Source organism: Rhodococcus sp. MH15 (assembly GCF_019266045.1).
Classification (GTDB): Bacteria; Actinomycetota; Actinomycetes; order Mycobacteriales; family Mycobacteriaceae; genus Rhodococcus_F; species Rhodococcus_F qingshengii.
Genome location: NZ_LPNP01000037.1, coordinates 1 through 12,983 on the forward strand (window position 1 = coordinate 1; position 12,983 = coordinate 12,983).

Consider the following 12,983-nt stretch of genomic DNA (forward strand, 5'->3'; position numbering starts at 1 on the left):
ACCGGCCTTCTCCTCCGGCGAATACCGCCGCATCGTCGGCCTCCCTGACACCCGTTCATTCGGCATGCTTCCATCCTCGTTTCCAAGGCCAGAAGTCTCCACCGAACCCAGGGCGATTCATTTCAGCGATTCTTCGTGGAGCCTTACACGTATATCAGGGGTGGGAGTTGGCAGTCGGGGCGATGTTGTGGGGCGGGTTTGCTGTTTTCGCGTACTACCGTTATCGATCGCTCTTGGGATTAGTTGTGCCTCACAGTATTTTCAATCTTGGCGTGGCGGCGGGTTGGATGGGACAGCGATGGTTGGTCGTGGCCGTCGCGGTCGTAGTGGTCGGCTTTGCTGTTGTCTACATCGCAGAGATCGAGAGGTCGCGCGGTTCTCGTTTGGGCACTGAGGGTGGGGTAAACGTGGGCGATCGGCAATCGCGGTCAGTTGTGTTGACCGGTGAGCCTTAAAGGCCAGAAGCATCAAAGAAGGCCCTGTTCGAGTGCGTGAACAGGGCCTTTTGCCAACTAGATGCATCGGAGGATTCGTACGGGTGGGTCGCGGGACCGTGCTCAATGTCTGTCTCTGCCCATATCGTTGGGGATATGACGGAGAATCGAAGCTTTCTTGATCGTCCGAAACCGTGGCTGGATGCTCCCCGCCCGGGGCCGACTGTCGTTGTCGACATCGATGGCGTCGTTGCGGATATGCACAATTTCGAGGGGTTGATCGCCGCGCCGTCATACGCCGATCGAGATTGGAAGCGGTTTCATACCCATTTCGGTGAAGCTTCCCTGAACCGCGCAGGCGGAAAGTTGGTTCGGGCGCTCGACAGTGCAGGTTTCACCATTGCATACAGCACAACCCGCTTGGACCAGTTCAATCGGACATCTGATCGGTGGATCCGGGCGAAGTCGTTGCCGCCCGGTCACATCGAATCACGGAGCTTGTGGGTGGACGGAACTGTGCGGCGGGCGCTCGATGTCAAACGACGGCATTGGTGGCGATGGGAAAACCACTACGCAGAGACGAGCCCGATAGTTGCCTGGATCGACGACGAACCAGACGCAGTCGACGCGCTTCGGGGGGAGGGTTGCCCGGCGTGGTTGTTCTCGGAGCTCGTCGATCGCCTCAAAGTCGGCGATGTGGTTCCAGCGCTTGCGTCCGGACCGGAACCCGTCGATGTTCTCGCCGCGAGGAAGACAGAGGCTTTGCCGCTGTGGGAGGAATTCGACGAGCGGTTCAAGGTCAAACACGCGCGGTGGCAGAATCGGCACGCGGAACGAATGCGGAGTCGCCAACAGGATCAACGGGTTGTCGGCGATGGAGCCGTTCGCGTCTGAGCCATTCTTTGAAGGTGGCTCACCGCATCGACGATGGACATCGATGCGGTGAGCCGGAGCACACTACGCCAGCAATGCGCCGCTGACGATGCTACTGCACCCCTGCTTGGAGATGCGGAGATTAGGCTCAGCCGCATGACCCTCTGGTTCTTGCGCTCTCGATCCAACAAGTACGCGGTAAGAGTAGACACCGCCGCCGCGGCTGCGGATCTTCGTGGGCGAATGCGCGCTGTACGTGAGATGAGTTCTCCTGCAGGAAGTGTGGACTGGGAATCGGCGCGTGAGATCGCTGGGAAGTGTGATTTTCAGTTCGTGGCGGCCGCCCGGGCGCTTCCCTTTCTCGAGAGGCGCTTGGCGTTGGCGTGGGAGCGGTCGCTGGTCATGAGTTGTTGGTATGGCCGAGGTAATCGACACGGTTTCGAGCTCCTTGAGGAACGCGGCTTTGCCCTTATGGCGATGCTCCCGGAAGGGGCTGAAGCGTCGGTCTGTCGCGAGTTCGTCGATGCGGTCGTCCATCGCAACGAGATGGGCTCCCGCGTCGATGGGGTAGGCGAGTCGGTGGCTGCGGCGGAGCTCGCGCTGGTCGAAGTGAATCAGAAAGCGTTGCGCCGACGAATGAAGGACGAGCGACAACTGATCGTGCTCGAGAGCGTGATCGGTGGCCAGTCCGGACGGATCGGTCAAAGCCTGCGGCATTATGTGCCGTGGCTCGACTTCGCGTGTGAGTATCTCGAGGATCCACGGGAGGTTCAGGAGCTGGAGATGCTTGTCGCTCGTTGGCGCATCGAGCGTTCGAAATACGTTGTGGAGAACCCGGATTATGCACACGTGCGGATTGTCGACGTGAAGACGGCGCAGGGCGGACCGCACCACAGAGAGGGCATGTAGATGAGTACTGAACCATGTCGAATCAGCGAAGGCAGCGCTCTGCACGCCGATGACCCGGATCCGTTGCGGCAGTACTGGTACACCGCTGATGACCTGGTGGATATCTTCGGTTACCGGCGGGACGCCTTGGAAGGTTTGTTCGGTGAAGCGACGCCGGGGCCTGGCGGGTTGGTGGGGTGGACGACGTCGGTGGTGTGGAAGATCGAGAGTGAAGTGATTGTGCCGGCGGTGGAATTGTTGGCGTCGAGTTTCCGCGATCAGGAGTCGATTGATCTCACGGTGTATCGGTCGTCGGCTGGCTGAGGCTCTGCGATTAACTGCCGCTTGCGGGGCCTTACATGTTGAGCTGGTTGGCCAGTCGACTGATCGGGCGCGGTTCGATGCTCAGATTCTTCGACTGAGGAACTCCGATGATGTGCACTCCGGCGCTGGCGCGGACGTGTGCGTCGCCGTTGATGGAGACAGAGGAAGTGTCTGTCGCTGCGACGAGAGTGTGGCCGGCCGCTTGGACGTGGCACTGGGAGTGGGCGAAGACGACAGCCTGATCTTCGGCGCGAATCTTGGCGTGATCGGTACCGACAATGTGGCTTTTCCCGCGTGCTTCGATGGTGACGCCATCGAATGCTTCGACGTGCGCGAATTCGTAGGCGGTGACACGGGCGCGGTGGGAGGCCTGTAGGAAGCATCGACCGGCGGCAGCGATGGATCCTCCGCTGATTCCGGCACACGATTGACCGATGATCTTCACATCGACTCCGTGCGGGACATGGCCGAGGTCGAACCACAGGTCAGGGTCGGCGTCGATGATCAGTCGTTTGGCGCCGCTGCGGATGTGGTGGGTGTATTCGCTGAAGGTGTGAACGATCAATGCTGGACGGGAGGAACGTGCCGGCTGGAGTCGAGCGCGGTGGTGGGCAGCTTTTCCGATGGGGGCGTTCATAGGGTGATGTTGCCTCTACTGGTGAGTTTTCGAGTGGTTTTGGCGGCGGCGAGTCCGGTCACGATGCGGGAACATCGTCGTTCGAGAGCAGCGCGAGCGGGTTTTCAGGCATCTGAGATGTGCGGTCAGTGATAGTCCATGGCATGGACAGCGCACGCCCCAGCGGCTAACCGATGAGTTCGGAAGCCCGCGCTGTCCGGTAGAGCGGTTAGGGTCGGGTTCTGCCTGTGACCACGGGTGATGGACGCGCTGAAGGAGCTTTTCTGAGATGGCCGAATCGAATGTGGAGTCGGAGAATACTGCCGACGGTGCTTCGACTTCTCTCTCCGCGGAGGAGGCCGAGCCCACAGCGTCCGGCCCTGGTCATCGACCGGGGCTTGTCACCGCCGCCGACGCAGGAAGGCGGAAACCCCCTCTCTCGACGTATCTGCCGATCCTGGGTGTCATTGCTGTGAGTGTGGCGGTGTGGATCGCTGCTCGCTGGGCGTTCGGTCGTCACGAGCAGGCTGGTCTGTGGTCGGTCGCCGCGTTGGCTGCTCTGGCTGGGGCGGTGGTGAGCGTGGCGGTGCGTCCGATGATGGCAAGTTTGTGTGCACTCGTGCAGATTCCCGTGAGGCCGACCAGTCGCCCAATCGTCCCGGCAGTGGCAACAGCAGGATTGTGGTTCGGGGCGGTGATGGCCGCCGGAGGCGACGCGATCTTGCCGGCATGGCTCACGGTGGCGGCTTTGTCTGTCTGGGCCGCGTGGATTGACCACTTCACCTTGCGGTTCCCCTTGCCGTTGATCCGTGCAGTCACCGCGGCGGGTCTGCTGCTCGGCGCGATGGCAGTGGTGATCGATCAGGACCCTGCCGCGGGTCTTCGTGCTGTGGTGGCCGGCGCCGCGATATTCGCCAGTTACCTGGTATTCGCGATCATTACGCGCGGTCACCCCGGTTTGGCGGATGTGAGGTTGAGCTTCATTCTCACTGCAGCTGTCGGATGGGTCGGTTGGATGAACGTGGCTTCGGCAGTGCTGCTGCCGAATATCCTGGCGGTAATAGGGGTGGCGGTAGCCAAGGTGTTCGGAGGCAGAAAGGTCCGGGGTGTGGAGTTCGGGTTCGCTCCGTACCTCGTTGTCGGCACAGCACTCGCTATTGCCTTGCCCGCGGGCTGGTGGATGTTGTGAATCTGACGCAAATGCGGCCGTACCGAGGAGAGGAACTGGACAATGCGCTGGCGCCGGCGGAATCGTTTTCACTCGCCGAACCGGGTGGAAATGGTGGATGAGTTACTCGATCACGTTCACCAGGTCGCCGAACGCACTCTGCCGGCATCGGATGCTCCGGGATCGGCCGGTGTGCGGCGTCTGCATGTGGTGTCGACGATGATCCGTGAGCTGGAGGAGGACATGCGCACTGACAACGCCATCGGAAGCACGACAGTCGAGTCGGTCAGTTTGGGACAGTTCTACGTGATGACCGCACACGGATGCGCAACACGCCTCGCTGCGGATCTCGATGCGGAAGACACTCCGGAGCGCGATGACGAAAGACTTGCCGCATTGGATGAATTTCATGCTGTTCAAGCAGCCACCGGGATCACCGTCGACGTTCACCGGATGCCTACTTCTCCGGAAGGGATCAAGGTTCTGACGGAGTTGGTACGACGAGCTCACAGCGGCGACATGACGCCGGCGCATGTCGAGAATGTGCGTGAGGTCGGGAGATTCGGTGCACTTCTTGACGTCCCTGTCCCTGATCGGGACATTCGCGGGCTGGTCGCGCACTTCGAACGCGTGGCGGGCAAGTCGTCGGGCCCGATCGGGCTGCGGATGCCGGTGGTGCGTGCCCGTGTGTTGGTCGCGTTCTTCGAGCGGTACGCAGCCAGACTGACCAAGACTGGGCAGGACGCGTTGCCGGCGCCGCATGTCCTCGAACACGCGACAGTGTGTGAATTGGCCGAGCGCGCAACGTGGCATCTCTATCGAGTCAGAAGCATCCGGCGGTAGTAAGTCGTCTTGAACCGGGATGAATATCGAATGGGGAAGTGGAGGAGAGGAAGAGGATGGACGAGAGAGCTAGGGACGTGAAGTCAGGCATCGTTCACACCGAACTTCCGTGTGAGTTCTGCGCCGAGCACCCGCAGTACTTTGCCGATGATCCTGTCGGTTTCGTGCGCGCAGCGCGGTGGGCAGCGGTCGTCAAAGACTGTTGTCATGGCAACGCCCCCGTGGACTACTTACTCTGCGACGAACATTGGGCCATGATCCGATTTCAGCAGTTGCCCGGCCAATGCCGCCGATGTGGGCGTATCGCCTATTCGGTAGCCGATATCGTCAGCACCGAGATTCCACTCGGCCGGACCGCTGAGGGCGTGTGGCCGTTGGTAGGACGTAACATCCCTGTTCCTCGATTCAGTTGAATGGGTCCCGCGACAGACTTTGTGAAGGGTAGAAAAAGCAGCGTGTTGATCATGGCGCTCGGAGAAGGTCTGACGCAGGGGCAGGCAACGATCATCGCGGCGGCGATCGCATTGGGTGCGGCGAGCATCGCGTTCTTGGGGATCTTCGTGAAGGCCCGATCCGACAGAGCGTTGCATCAGGCCACACTCGGTGAGGATCGCGCAGTTCAGCGCCGACAGCAGGTCACTGAAGCTCTCTTGTCCGCACTGGAGGCTATGAACCGGGCTGCTGAGTTGGTGTCGAGTGATAACCCGACCATGGAGCGGGACTCTGATGCCTACCGTGACCGCGACAATCGCTACTACGCATGTGTTTCTGCGACGTTGAAACTGCAGATATTGGGGCTGGAGGATGCGCACTTGGAGATGTCCAAGTTTACGGGTTCGCTTGGCCCCCACTGGATGCTCGCTGACGAGGAAGGCATTGCGAGACCACACCGGGACACGTTCGGAATGATCATCCAAGCAAAGGCGTCGTTGCCGTATACGTTCAGCAACACGCTGGCGCAGTTTGATCAACGGGCGTTGCAACACTGACTGCGAACGGATTTGGCGGAGCCCGAATGAACAGCATTTCGCACCCGACCCGGAGACTGAACGCGGTGTCGACCAAGCAGAACAAAATGGGGCTGCATCCCGTGCGGGTACAGCCCCATTCTCGTGTTCTCTTGACTACCCGTTACTGGCGGCAGGCGGATTTTCGTAGTGGACTGCCAAGCTGGCGATCTCCGATCCTCGGAGTACCACCCGCTGCCACTGCGCTGGCAAATCGCTCAACTCCCCGCGAGGATTCTGCACGGAGAGCGGTGGGCAGAGCACGATCTCACGGTCAGCGACTTCCATATCCGGGGAGAAGGCGCCCACTCTCCCGTACCAAATGGCTCCGCTCTCCAATGTGGCCCGAACATGGACAGCCGTCGTCGGCGACGGTAGTTCTTCGCGCATCAACTTCGCCCAGGCAGAGGTGTACGTAATCTTGGCCGGGTTCTTCCGGTTGACGTACGCGAACGCGCCCCACGCGGCCAACATCGACACTGTCAGACCCAGCACCGCGGCGATGGAAACGGCGATAATGTGTCCTGTGATGTAGCTACTTCCACCTCGAATCATGGCGGACAAGTCTGGCATCGGATGCCAGTTGACGCACCTGGCCAGCCCAGCGAGCGCAAGCAATACGACGAAGGCCACGGCACTGCACACGGTTGAGACCAAAGCGATTCGACCGATTTCGGTGAATGTTGATTCCCGGCGCCGAACAGCCTTTCTCGCGGTGAGCTGGTCGTACAGCAAGCCTGGCGCCGCGAATACAAAGAACGCCAGGATGCTGAACCACGTGTTAAGCGTCATGAGTAGTCGTCAAAATCGCCCACAATGTCCGACAGTGGCCGACGGGGCGTCCCGTCCTCTGGCGTTTCCTGCTGCTGAACGGTTACCTCTGCAGCGGGCACAGGCAACGAATCGAGGGACTTTTCGACGTAATCGGCACCTGATTGGTCGGCGGTCGAGAGTGGTTCGGGTTTGGAAGTGAAATCGGGAGACGATGTCTTCTCTTGGTCAGTCATGGATTGTGTCCAATCGCTCGCGTACCGGCGTCTTTACCGGTCGCTGTGAGTTTCAGTGTGCACCACAAGGCCGACACAGACGGCGACCGCCGATGTGGAGTCGGATGTCGCGTGGGCAGGGAATTGTTTCTTCGCGGCAGGTCGAAGTTCCGAGAGGGCAAGGACTGTCCTGTGTTGTGTCTAATGTGGTGCGAATGTCAGAGACTCCCGACTTGGTTGCGCAGCGCAGACAGTTCAGCCAGAACGTCCTCAAGAGCATGTTGGACAGCTTCATTGCGCCCGAACTCAAAAAGCGCGATCTCGACACAGACCCCACTTCGATCGACCGATTCCTCGTGGAAATCCAACCGGGCCAACCAGATGCGATTGTTCGGCTGGGCGAGGAAGCATACGTAGACGTTATTTGCGACCGCGACGAGGTAGAGACTCACATCGTCAACATCAGACCTCAAGAACAAGCCGTCCATCCCGACAGTGGGTGGGTTTGCTATCTGCGAGTCGAGGAAGGTTTCGTTCTGCACTTCGACTTCCGCCGGTACAAACCCCGTGCCCAAGGTCTTCTCGTCAAAGCGCAGCAGTTCCTCGATGTCGCGATCGCCAGCGAAGCCCACCTTTCGGTGGCGCTCGACAATCTGCACTCGGCAGCGGAATTGACCGTTCAGGCCCTAATGCTTCTAGAAGGAAACACCACCCAAAGTCACCAAGAAAGGCGCGCGTGGCTCAAGCAATGGACGGACCATGAAAACAGTCCCAAGGAACACGCTGACCTCGTTGCTGACTTGGCTTCCAAGCGCAAAACTGTCCGTTACGGAGCTGAAACGCCCAGACTCAAACCTGGACGCTTCAAGAAGATGTGCACTCTGGTTCAACAGATGATCGACAGCTCGGAGGCTCGATTCGGCCCAAATTCGCCTACCGCGCGTTACACGCTTGCGGAGGATCTCGATCCTGCCGAAATAGATTGATATAACTCCTCTTCATGTCGTGCGAGGCTTCGTTCAGAGACGAGGATTCCCCCTCGCCTGTGGGCGAGTTCATTAGAACTGCTCACCGACGGCCCGGCCGAGGGATCCGCCATCTCGGACCGATTCCTTTCGACAGCCAACCCGTCGAGCGCGCTTTCCCACTAGACCGGGCTTGAAAGAAGGACGGTTCGGAAAGGGACAGCGCGGTGGTTGGCGCTGTCCTGTCCAGGTTCGAACCTATGGTCCTCCCACATGCCGTTTGGACGACGAGGAGTGAACCTGATGACTGTCGAGATTGTTCGTATTCATCCGACGGAAGCGAAGAAGATGCGCCGGCTCCACCGGCACTGGTCGCCGGGCACCGACGTTCCCGCGGGGCTTGGGGGCGCAGGAACGGTGGGCATTGTCGCATCGTCGGAATATCGGCAGCTCGGGTACGCGCTGGCATCAGCGCCTCATGGGCTGGTTCGTACCGCGCGTGAAGCAGGTTGGTCTCCGGAGGGTTGTGAGCGGCTTGCTGCACAAACCCGCATCGTCGAAGCTCTCGTCGTCAACCCGGATGTTCCCGACGCGACCACTGTCCGGGCCGCGCTGATCGAGCGGTTGATCGCCGAGCTCACCGACGACACGGCAGGCAACGGTCGCTTGTACGGCTCGACGGAGGACCTTCCGGAACGGGTGCAGTTCGGGCGCGAGTTGGGCTTCGAGGTGAGAGAGCCGAATACTCCGACGTGGGAACATCCGGGGTGCCGCACATTGCGATACAGCGGTGAAAGCCCCGGCTGCAGACAGTTCACCAGGACTTTGGGCGGGCCGCTGTGAACCGCGAGGAGGGCCGCTCGCGGACGCTGGTTGTCGCGGACGGAACCAGACTCGCGGTCCGCGAGGTCGGATCCCGAACGGCGCCGCTGACGGTGGTCTTCGTGCACGGCTTCTGCCTACACGGCGGTGCTTGGGAGCCTCAGCAACGCTCTGTGAGTAGGCAGTGGGGCGAGCGGGCGAGGTTGGTGTTCTTCGATCACCGAGGTCACGGTGGCTCAGGGGGTGCCGATGCCGGCACCTACACGATCAGCCAGCTCGGGCGCGACGTCGAGGAAATCATTGGTGCGGTAGCGCCCACCGGACCCGTTGTCCTCGTAGGTCATTCGATGGGAGGTATGGCGGTGTTGTCGTACCTCGCACAACACGCCGATTCGACATCTCGTGTGGTCGGGGTGGGGTTGATCTCGACAGCCCTGAGCAACGTCGCTGGCGCCGGCATCGGGCGCGCGTTGAATACCCCGGCAGTCTCACTGCTCGGCGGTGCGTGCGCGCATGCACCAAGGTTGGTGGGGCGCAGCTGGAGTCTCTCGCGACGGCTGCTGACGCCCGTCATCGGCGCGACCTGTCCCATGGCTCCCGGCTCGGGCCTCCGAGCCGCAGCGACGTCGTACGAGATGGTCCACTCGACACCGATTGCGACGGTGGCGGCATTCTTGCGGGACCTGCGTCTCTACGACGCGTCTGCCGCGGTGGGAGCGCTCGGGCGAATCCCGGTATCGATCATGTGCGGAACCAGAGATCGGGTCACTCCGATCCTGCATTCACAGCAGCTGGCCGCGCTTTTGCCGAACGCCGAACTCGTTGCCGTCGCCGGTGGCCGCCACATGGTGGGTCTGGAACAGCCACAGGTCGTCGGAGAAGCGCTCGATCGGCTGCTTGTCCGTGCGCAGACCTATCACCGGGAGCATTCACCTACAACGGATCTGGTCGGAGCGTGACGTGAGCGTAGATAGTGCAGTAACCGCAGTGCGGTCCATGATCGCCGACATCGACGTGGATCCAGAGAGCGAAGAATTCTTGTGCGCGCTCGACCGGTTGTGGGAGCAGATGCTCAGCGAGCGCGTGGCGGAGATCGTCGGGCTCAGGCGTGAGCAGACGTGGAGTGCTGACGAGCCTGGATGGGAAGGAAATTCGTCGCTCGACTACTACCCTCGGCGCGATGTGTGGCGCACGACGGTACATACCGGTCGCACCGCCGGCGGTGAGGAGGTGAAGATTCCGCTCGCTCTTCTCGCGCCGGTTCTGATCGGACTTGTCCCGGTTCTTGCGGGCGTGACTGCGCCGGCTAACCCATTCGTCGCATTACTTGTCTGCATTGGTCTCGCCGCAGGGATAGAGGCGGTGGGGTTGTGGTGGTGGACCCGCCGCGATCCACTCCGTCTGAGTGAGGAGGACAAAACCGAGATCGGCGTCGCTGTGACAGCTCTGCAGACGTTGATCTCAGCGGGCGGAGCGCATGTCGAGCTGCGGTTGGCGTTGGCGGCATCGGCACTCGTCGACGAGATCCGCACCGTCCCTGTATGGGCCAGTGAGGATCTCGACATAGGCCGCATACGCCTGAATCTCGACGAGCAACTGGCCGAAATTCTCGCGCATGCCGGTGAACTCGCCACAGTGCGAGCAACTTTGGGAACCCCGGCGGCGGGTAGCAGCCCGCAAGCCCTCTCAGCGAGGGAAGCTCACCTGGTGAGCAGCCGATGGCTCGAGCGGGTCGAGCGTTCGCTGCTCACACGTGTAGCTGCGTTGTGGAGCTATCGTCGCCATCTGCTCGAGCTGCAGGAATCGATCGCTGCCGGTGAATCTCTCGACAGGATTCACGACGGGGACCAGGCCATCGAGGGCCTTCTGGTCAACTCGGCCGGCGATGATTTGGCAGCTTCGGCGATAGGTCAGTTGGCGATCGACCTCACAGACCTTCGGCGCGCACGAGAGTCCGCGTTGGCGGAGCTACGCGGAGAGCTCTCCGAATTCGAGGAGCGGGACTGATGGGGAGAAGTCACGACAGGATCAGTCCGGACCGCGGTAACGGCGTCTTCGACCCAGATCGGGGAGAGAGCGACATCGCCACCCGCAAAGAAGGTGCCTTGATCTCGGAACACGCGTATAACACTCGCGGCGACATTCGCAGCGGAGCACGCGAACTCGACCATGCGACAGAGAACTTGCCCGGCCTCACCCGTGCAAGTCGAGATCTCAACCGGGCCTATCCACGCCCGACGCCGGCACCGATCGAGAACCACAGGTTGCGCCGAGAACTGCCGGCCGCGATCGAACTGCGTCGCTCGCTGTCCGCGCGGCAGAAAAACGCACGCTCTGCCACCAAACGGCAGGTGCTCGATTCGATGCCGCAGGCGCAGTACAACGCCCTGTCGGCATTGACGTCGGACCCGAACACTTGGAAGGAAACGAACAACGCGCTTTCTGCGGTTGCCGGCGATGCCGTTGAACTCGACGACAACCGGCGTAAGCAGGTGCAACGTATCGACCGCGCCATCCAGAGGTACGAACGTGAATCCGGCCGCGGACATCTCGTCTACACCTCCGTCAGCGTTCCCAATGCTGTGGTCAACCCGGCGGACTTGCCTGCCACGCTTCAACCCGGCACGGTGCTGTCCTTCGACCGGTTCACTGCAGCGACGCACTCCTTACACGAGCTCGATTCCACCACTCGCCCGACAGATGTCGTCTTCGAGATCTCGACAGAACGGGGAATGTACTACGGGCAGTCTTCACGGATGAACAACTCACATCATTTGCTTCCGAGAGGAATCCAATTGGACGTGGTGGGTGCACATTTCGCGCCGTACGAGCGACCTGGACAACAACCTGGCGAACGCCTGATCGTGCAACTGACTGACCACAGACCCGAAAGAGAACAACGATGAGCAAAGACCAGACGTCGCGCCGTCGCCGGCCGGACCTGACATTTCATCCTGACATTCTCGGGATCCCGGCACAGTTCCGAGTCGTAGACACCCGCCGAGCGGAAGAAGCTGGCCCCGACACAGCCGGTGACGCAGTCCGCGATATCGGCGCGCAAGAGAACTGAAGGGCGCACACAAAAGAAAAGTCGGAGGCCACCACATGGTGTGCCCCCGACTCACCCGGTGCATTCTCAGTGCCGCCGACACTACCCCACGCGATCGACCAACTCGGCCAGTCCTGCCATTCGCCGGTGCCGAATCGGGGCAGGCTCTTGAAACTTGTGTACCAGAGCGCCGGCTGAATTTCCCGGGCTGACGACGAAATGAAAGGAGCCTGAGCTGCAGGTTCTGTACGGAGGTGCGTGCACGGCGTCATCCAGTCCAGGTCCGGAGTTAGCGTGCGGCGATGCCGGACGCACCGCATCGGCTCGCCAGGAAAGGGAGAACCATGACCACGCCGATCGAACCCCCCGATACAACTGTCGCCACGCTCGCCGCACGAGCCAGGGAAGCTGCCACCGCAGCACGAAACGCGGCCGAAAAGGACGAGCAGGGCAGCTCCGAAACTCAAGGTGACGAAGACAGTGGACGACTGATTGTGATGCTCGACGAATACCCCGCGTTTGCTCCTGCTGCGGATCCGAGCGAGGTGGCCTCGAATTTCTCCCGCAGAGTCAGCCTTTCGTCCGTCGCACCTAACGCCGCCGAATTGATGTGGCCGTCAGCAGAGGCGAAATGATGATGAGGCGCAAGGTCGCTACGTGTGTTGCCGCAGCGGGGCTTATGGCCGCGGTCTCGGGGTGCGCGGCGGTTGCTCAGGGCGGCCCCTGGACGGGAATGGAGACGAGTGCACCTGCTGCACCTCTCGTGGTCGCACAACTGGCCGACGAGTCGACACCTCGCCTCGACGAATTGCTCGGATCGGTGACTGTCGTCGACAAGTTGCCGAACATCCCTGGTTACGAAAGAGGTTGCGGCACAGGAGAAGCCCCGTTGACTGAACTAAATGCCGAATGGTGCAGGTCTGAAGGGGTGGGGTCGATGTGGGTCGGTAGCTTGCGGACATGAGCGAAGGGGAAAGTTCGAGAGATCTGTCGGGGCTTGTGGTGGCC

General features: G+C 61.1%; 17 protein-coding genes. 15 read left to right on the forward strand and 2 right to left on the reverse strand.

Annotated features, from left to right (window positions below; genetic code table 11):
* Positions 1-44 precede the first annotated feature (44 nt).
* The 4 genes from ATN37_RS00535 to ATN37_RS00550 all read left to right on the forward strand — a co-directional run bounded on the left by ATN37_RS00535 (position 45) and on the right by ATN37_RS00550 (position 2,519).
* Positions 45-455 carry a CPBP family intramembrane glutamic endopeptidase gene (locus ATN37_RS00535; protein ID WP_256933074.1) on the forward strand — a complete coding sequence of 137 codons (411 nt, stop codon included), beginning with the start codon at positions 45-47 and terminating at the stop codon, positions 453-455.
* A 135-nt stretch (positions 456-590) separates the two neighbouring features.
* Positions 591-1,328 carry a hypothetical protein gene (locus ATN37_RS00540; protein ID WP_256933072.1) on the forward strand — a complete coding sequence of 246 codons (738 nt, stop codon included), beginning with the start codon at positions 591-593 and terminating at the stop codon, positions 1,326-1,328.
* 261 nt (positions 1,329-1,589) lie between these two features.
* Positions 1,590-2,216, forward strand: coding sequence for a hypothetical protein (locus tag ATN37_RS00545; protein WP_241199217.1), 627 nt, complete (start codon positions 1,590-1,592; stop codon positions 2,214-2,216).
* Complete coding sequence (locus tag ATN37_RS00550) at positions 2,217-2,519, forward strand: hypothetical protein (protein ID WP_064445006.1); 303 nt, start codon at positions 2,217-2,219, stop codon at positions 2,517-2,519.
* 31 nt (positions 2,520-2,550) lie between these two features.
* On the opposite strand, the gene ATN37_RS00555 is transcribed toward ATN37_RS00550, so the two are convergent.
* Positions 2,551-3,156: a hypothetical protein gene (locus tag ATN37_RS00555; RefSeq protein WP_125053236.1), complete on the reverse strand. Its 606-nt coding sequence runs from the start codon at positions 3,154-3,156 to the stop codon at positions 2,551-2,553.
* 268 nt (positions 3,157-3,424) lie between these two features.
* On the opposite strand from ATN37_RS00555, the gene ATN37_RS00560 reads away from it, so the two are divergent.
* The 3 genes from ATN37_RS00560 to ATN37_RS00570 all read left to right on the forward strand — a co-directional run bounded on the left by ATN37_RS00560 (position 3,425) and on the right by ATN37_RS00570 (position 6,135).
* Positions 3,425-4,324 carry a hypothetical protein gene (locus tag ATN37_RS00560; RefSeq protein ID WP_164490672.1) on the forward strand — a complete coding sequence of 300 codons (900 nt, stop codon included), beginning with the start codon at positions 3,425-3,427 and terminating at the stop codon, positions 4,322-4,324.
* Positions 4,325-4,414: 90 nt separating this feature from the next.
* The gene (locus ATN37_RS00565) at positions 4,415-5,146 is read left to right on the forward strand and encodes a hypothetical protein (RefSeq protein ID WP_238592781.1); all 732 of its coding nucleotides are present in this window, start codon (positions 4,415-4,417) and stop codon (positions 5,144-5,146) included.
* Positions 5,147-5,610: 464 nt separating this feature from the next.
* On the forward strand, positions 5,611-6,135 hold the full coding sequence (locus ATN37_RS00570; protein ID WP_241199216.1) for a hypothetical protein: 525 nt from the start codon (positions 5,611-5,613) through the stop codon (positions 6,133-6,135).
* A gap of 135 nt (positions 6,136-6,270) precedes the next feature.
* Here the strand turns inward: ATN37_RS00570 and ATN37_RS00575 are convergent, their stop codons facing one another.
* Positions 6,271-6,945: a DUF6338 family protein gene (locus tag ATN37_RS00575; protein WP_064445009.1), complete on the reverse strand. Its 675-nt coding sequence runs from the start codon at positions 6,943-6,945 to the stop codon at positions 6,271-6,273.
* Between the two features lie 409 nt (positions 6,946-7,354).
* Here ATN37_RS00575 and ATN37_RS00580 point away from each other — a divergent pair, with 409 nt between their 5' ends.
* From ATN37_RS00580 to ATN37_RS32215, 8 genes are all read left to right on the forward strand, one after another.
* Entirely contained in the window at positions 7,355-8,125 is a 771-nt protein-coding gene (locus ATN37_RS00580) for a HEPN domain-containing protein (RefSeq protein WP_164490671.1), read from the forward strand.
* 282 nt (positions 8,126-8,407) lie between these two features.
* The gene (locus tag ATN37_RS00585) at positions 8,408-8,947 is read left to right on the forward strand and encodes a hypothetical protein (protein WP_238592780.1); all 540 of its coding nucleotides are present in this window, start codon (positions 8,408-8,410) and stop codon (positions 8,945-8,947) included.
* Positions 8,944-9,885, forward strand: a complete 942-nt coding sequence (locus ATN37_RS00590; RefSeq protein ID WP_125053228.1) for an alpha/beta fold hydrolase — start codon at positions 8,944-8,946, stop codon at positions 9,883-9,885. The genes ATN37_RS00585 and ATN37_RS00590 overlap by 4 nt, the downstream gene beginning before the upstream one ends.
* Before the next feature lies 1 nt (position 9,886).
* Complete coding sequence (locus ATN37_RS00595) at positions 9,887-10,933, forward strand: hypothetical protein (protein ID WP_064445014.1); 1,047 nt, start codon at positions 9,887-9,889, stop codon at positions 10,931-10,933.
* Positions 10,933-11,832 (forward strand): hypothetical protein, encoded by a 900-nt coding sequence (locus tag ATN37_RS00600; RefSeq protein ID WP_125053226.1) that lies wholly within the window; start codon positions 10,933-10,935, stop codon positions 11,830-11,832. The genes ATN37_RS00595 and ATN37_RS00600 overlap by 1 nt, the downstream gene beginning before the upstream one ends.
* Positions 11,829-11,996, forward strand: a complete 168-nt coding sequence (locus ATN37_RS00605) for a hypothetical protein (protein WP_156423061.1) — start codon at positions 11,829-11,831, stop codon at positions 11,994-11,996. The genes ATN37_RS00600 and ATN37_RS00605 overlap by 4 nt, the downstream gene beginning before the upstream one ends.
* A gap of 323 nt (positions 11,997-12,319) precedes the next feature.
* The gene (locus ATN37_RS00610; RefSeq protein ID WP_064445016.1) at positions 12,320-12,610 is read left to right on the forward strand and encodes a hypothetical protein; all 291 of its coding nucleotides are present in this window, start codon (positions 12,320-12,322) and stop codon (positions 12,608-12,610) included.
* Positions 12,610-12,939 (forward strand): hypothetical protein, encoded by a 330-nt coding sequence (locus ATN37_RS32215; protein WP_256933073.1) that lies wholly within the window; start codon positions 12,610-12,612, stop codon positions 12,937-12,939. The genes ATN37_RS00610 and ATN37_RS32215 overlap by 1 nt, the downstream gene beginning before the upstream one ends.
* The last annotated feature ends 44 nt before the right edge of the window (positions 12,940-12,983 follow it).

Coding starts and splice junctions, on each gene's coding strand:
- ATN37_RS00540 (WP_256933072.1), top strand. CDS start 591: ATGACGGAGAATCGAAGCTTTCTTGATCGTCCGAAACCGTGGCTGGAT.
- ATN37_RS00550 (WP_064445006.1), top strand. CDS start 2,217: ATGAGTACTGAACCATGTCGAATCAGCGAAGGCAGCGCTCTGCACGCC.
- ATN37_RS00555 (WP_125053236.1), bottom strand. CDS start 3,156: ATGAACGCCCCCATCGGAAAAGCTGCCCACCACCGCGCTCGACTCCAG.
- ATN37_RS00560 (WP_164490672.1), top strand. CDS start 3,425: ATGGCCGAATCGAATGTGGAGTCGGAGAATACTGCCGACGGTGCTTCG.
- ATN37_RS00565 (WP_238592781.1), top strand. CDS start 4,415: ATGGTGGATGAGTTACTCGATCACGTTCACCAGGTCGCCGAACGCACT.
- ATN37_RS00570 (WP_241199216.1), top strand. CDS start 5,611: ATGGCGCTCGGAGAAGGTCTGACGCAGGGGCAGGCAACGATCATCGCG.
- ATN37_RS00575 (WP_064445009.1), bottom strand. CDS start 6,945: ATGACGCTTAACACGTGGTTCAGCATCCTGGCGTTCTTTGTATTCGCG.
- ATN37_RS00580 (WP_164490671.1), top strand. CDS start 7,355: ATGTCAGAGACTCCCGACTTGGTTGCGCAGCGCAGACAGTTCAGCCAG.
- ATN37_RS00585 (WP_238592780.1), top strand. CDS start 8,408: ATGACTGTCGAGATTGTTCGTATTCATCCGACGGAAGCGAAGAAGATG.
- ATN37_RS00600 (WP_125053226.1), top strand. CDS start 10,933: ATGGGGAGAAGTCACGACAGGATCAGTCCGGACCGCGGTAACGGCGTC.
- ATN37_RS00605 (WP_156423061.1), top strand. CDS start 11,829: ATGAGCAAAGACCAGACGTCGCGCCGTCGCCGGCCGGACCTGACATTT.
- ATN37_RS00610 (WP_064445016.1), top strand. CDS start 12,320: ATGACCACGCCGATCGAACCCCCCGATACAACTGTCGCCACGCTCGCC.
- ATN37_RS32215 (WP_256933073.1), top strand. CDS start 12,610: ATGATGAGGCGCAAGGTCGCTACGTGTGTTGCCGCAGCGGGGCTTATG.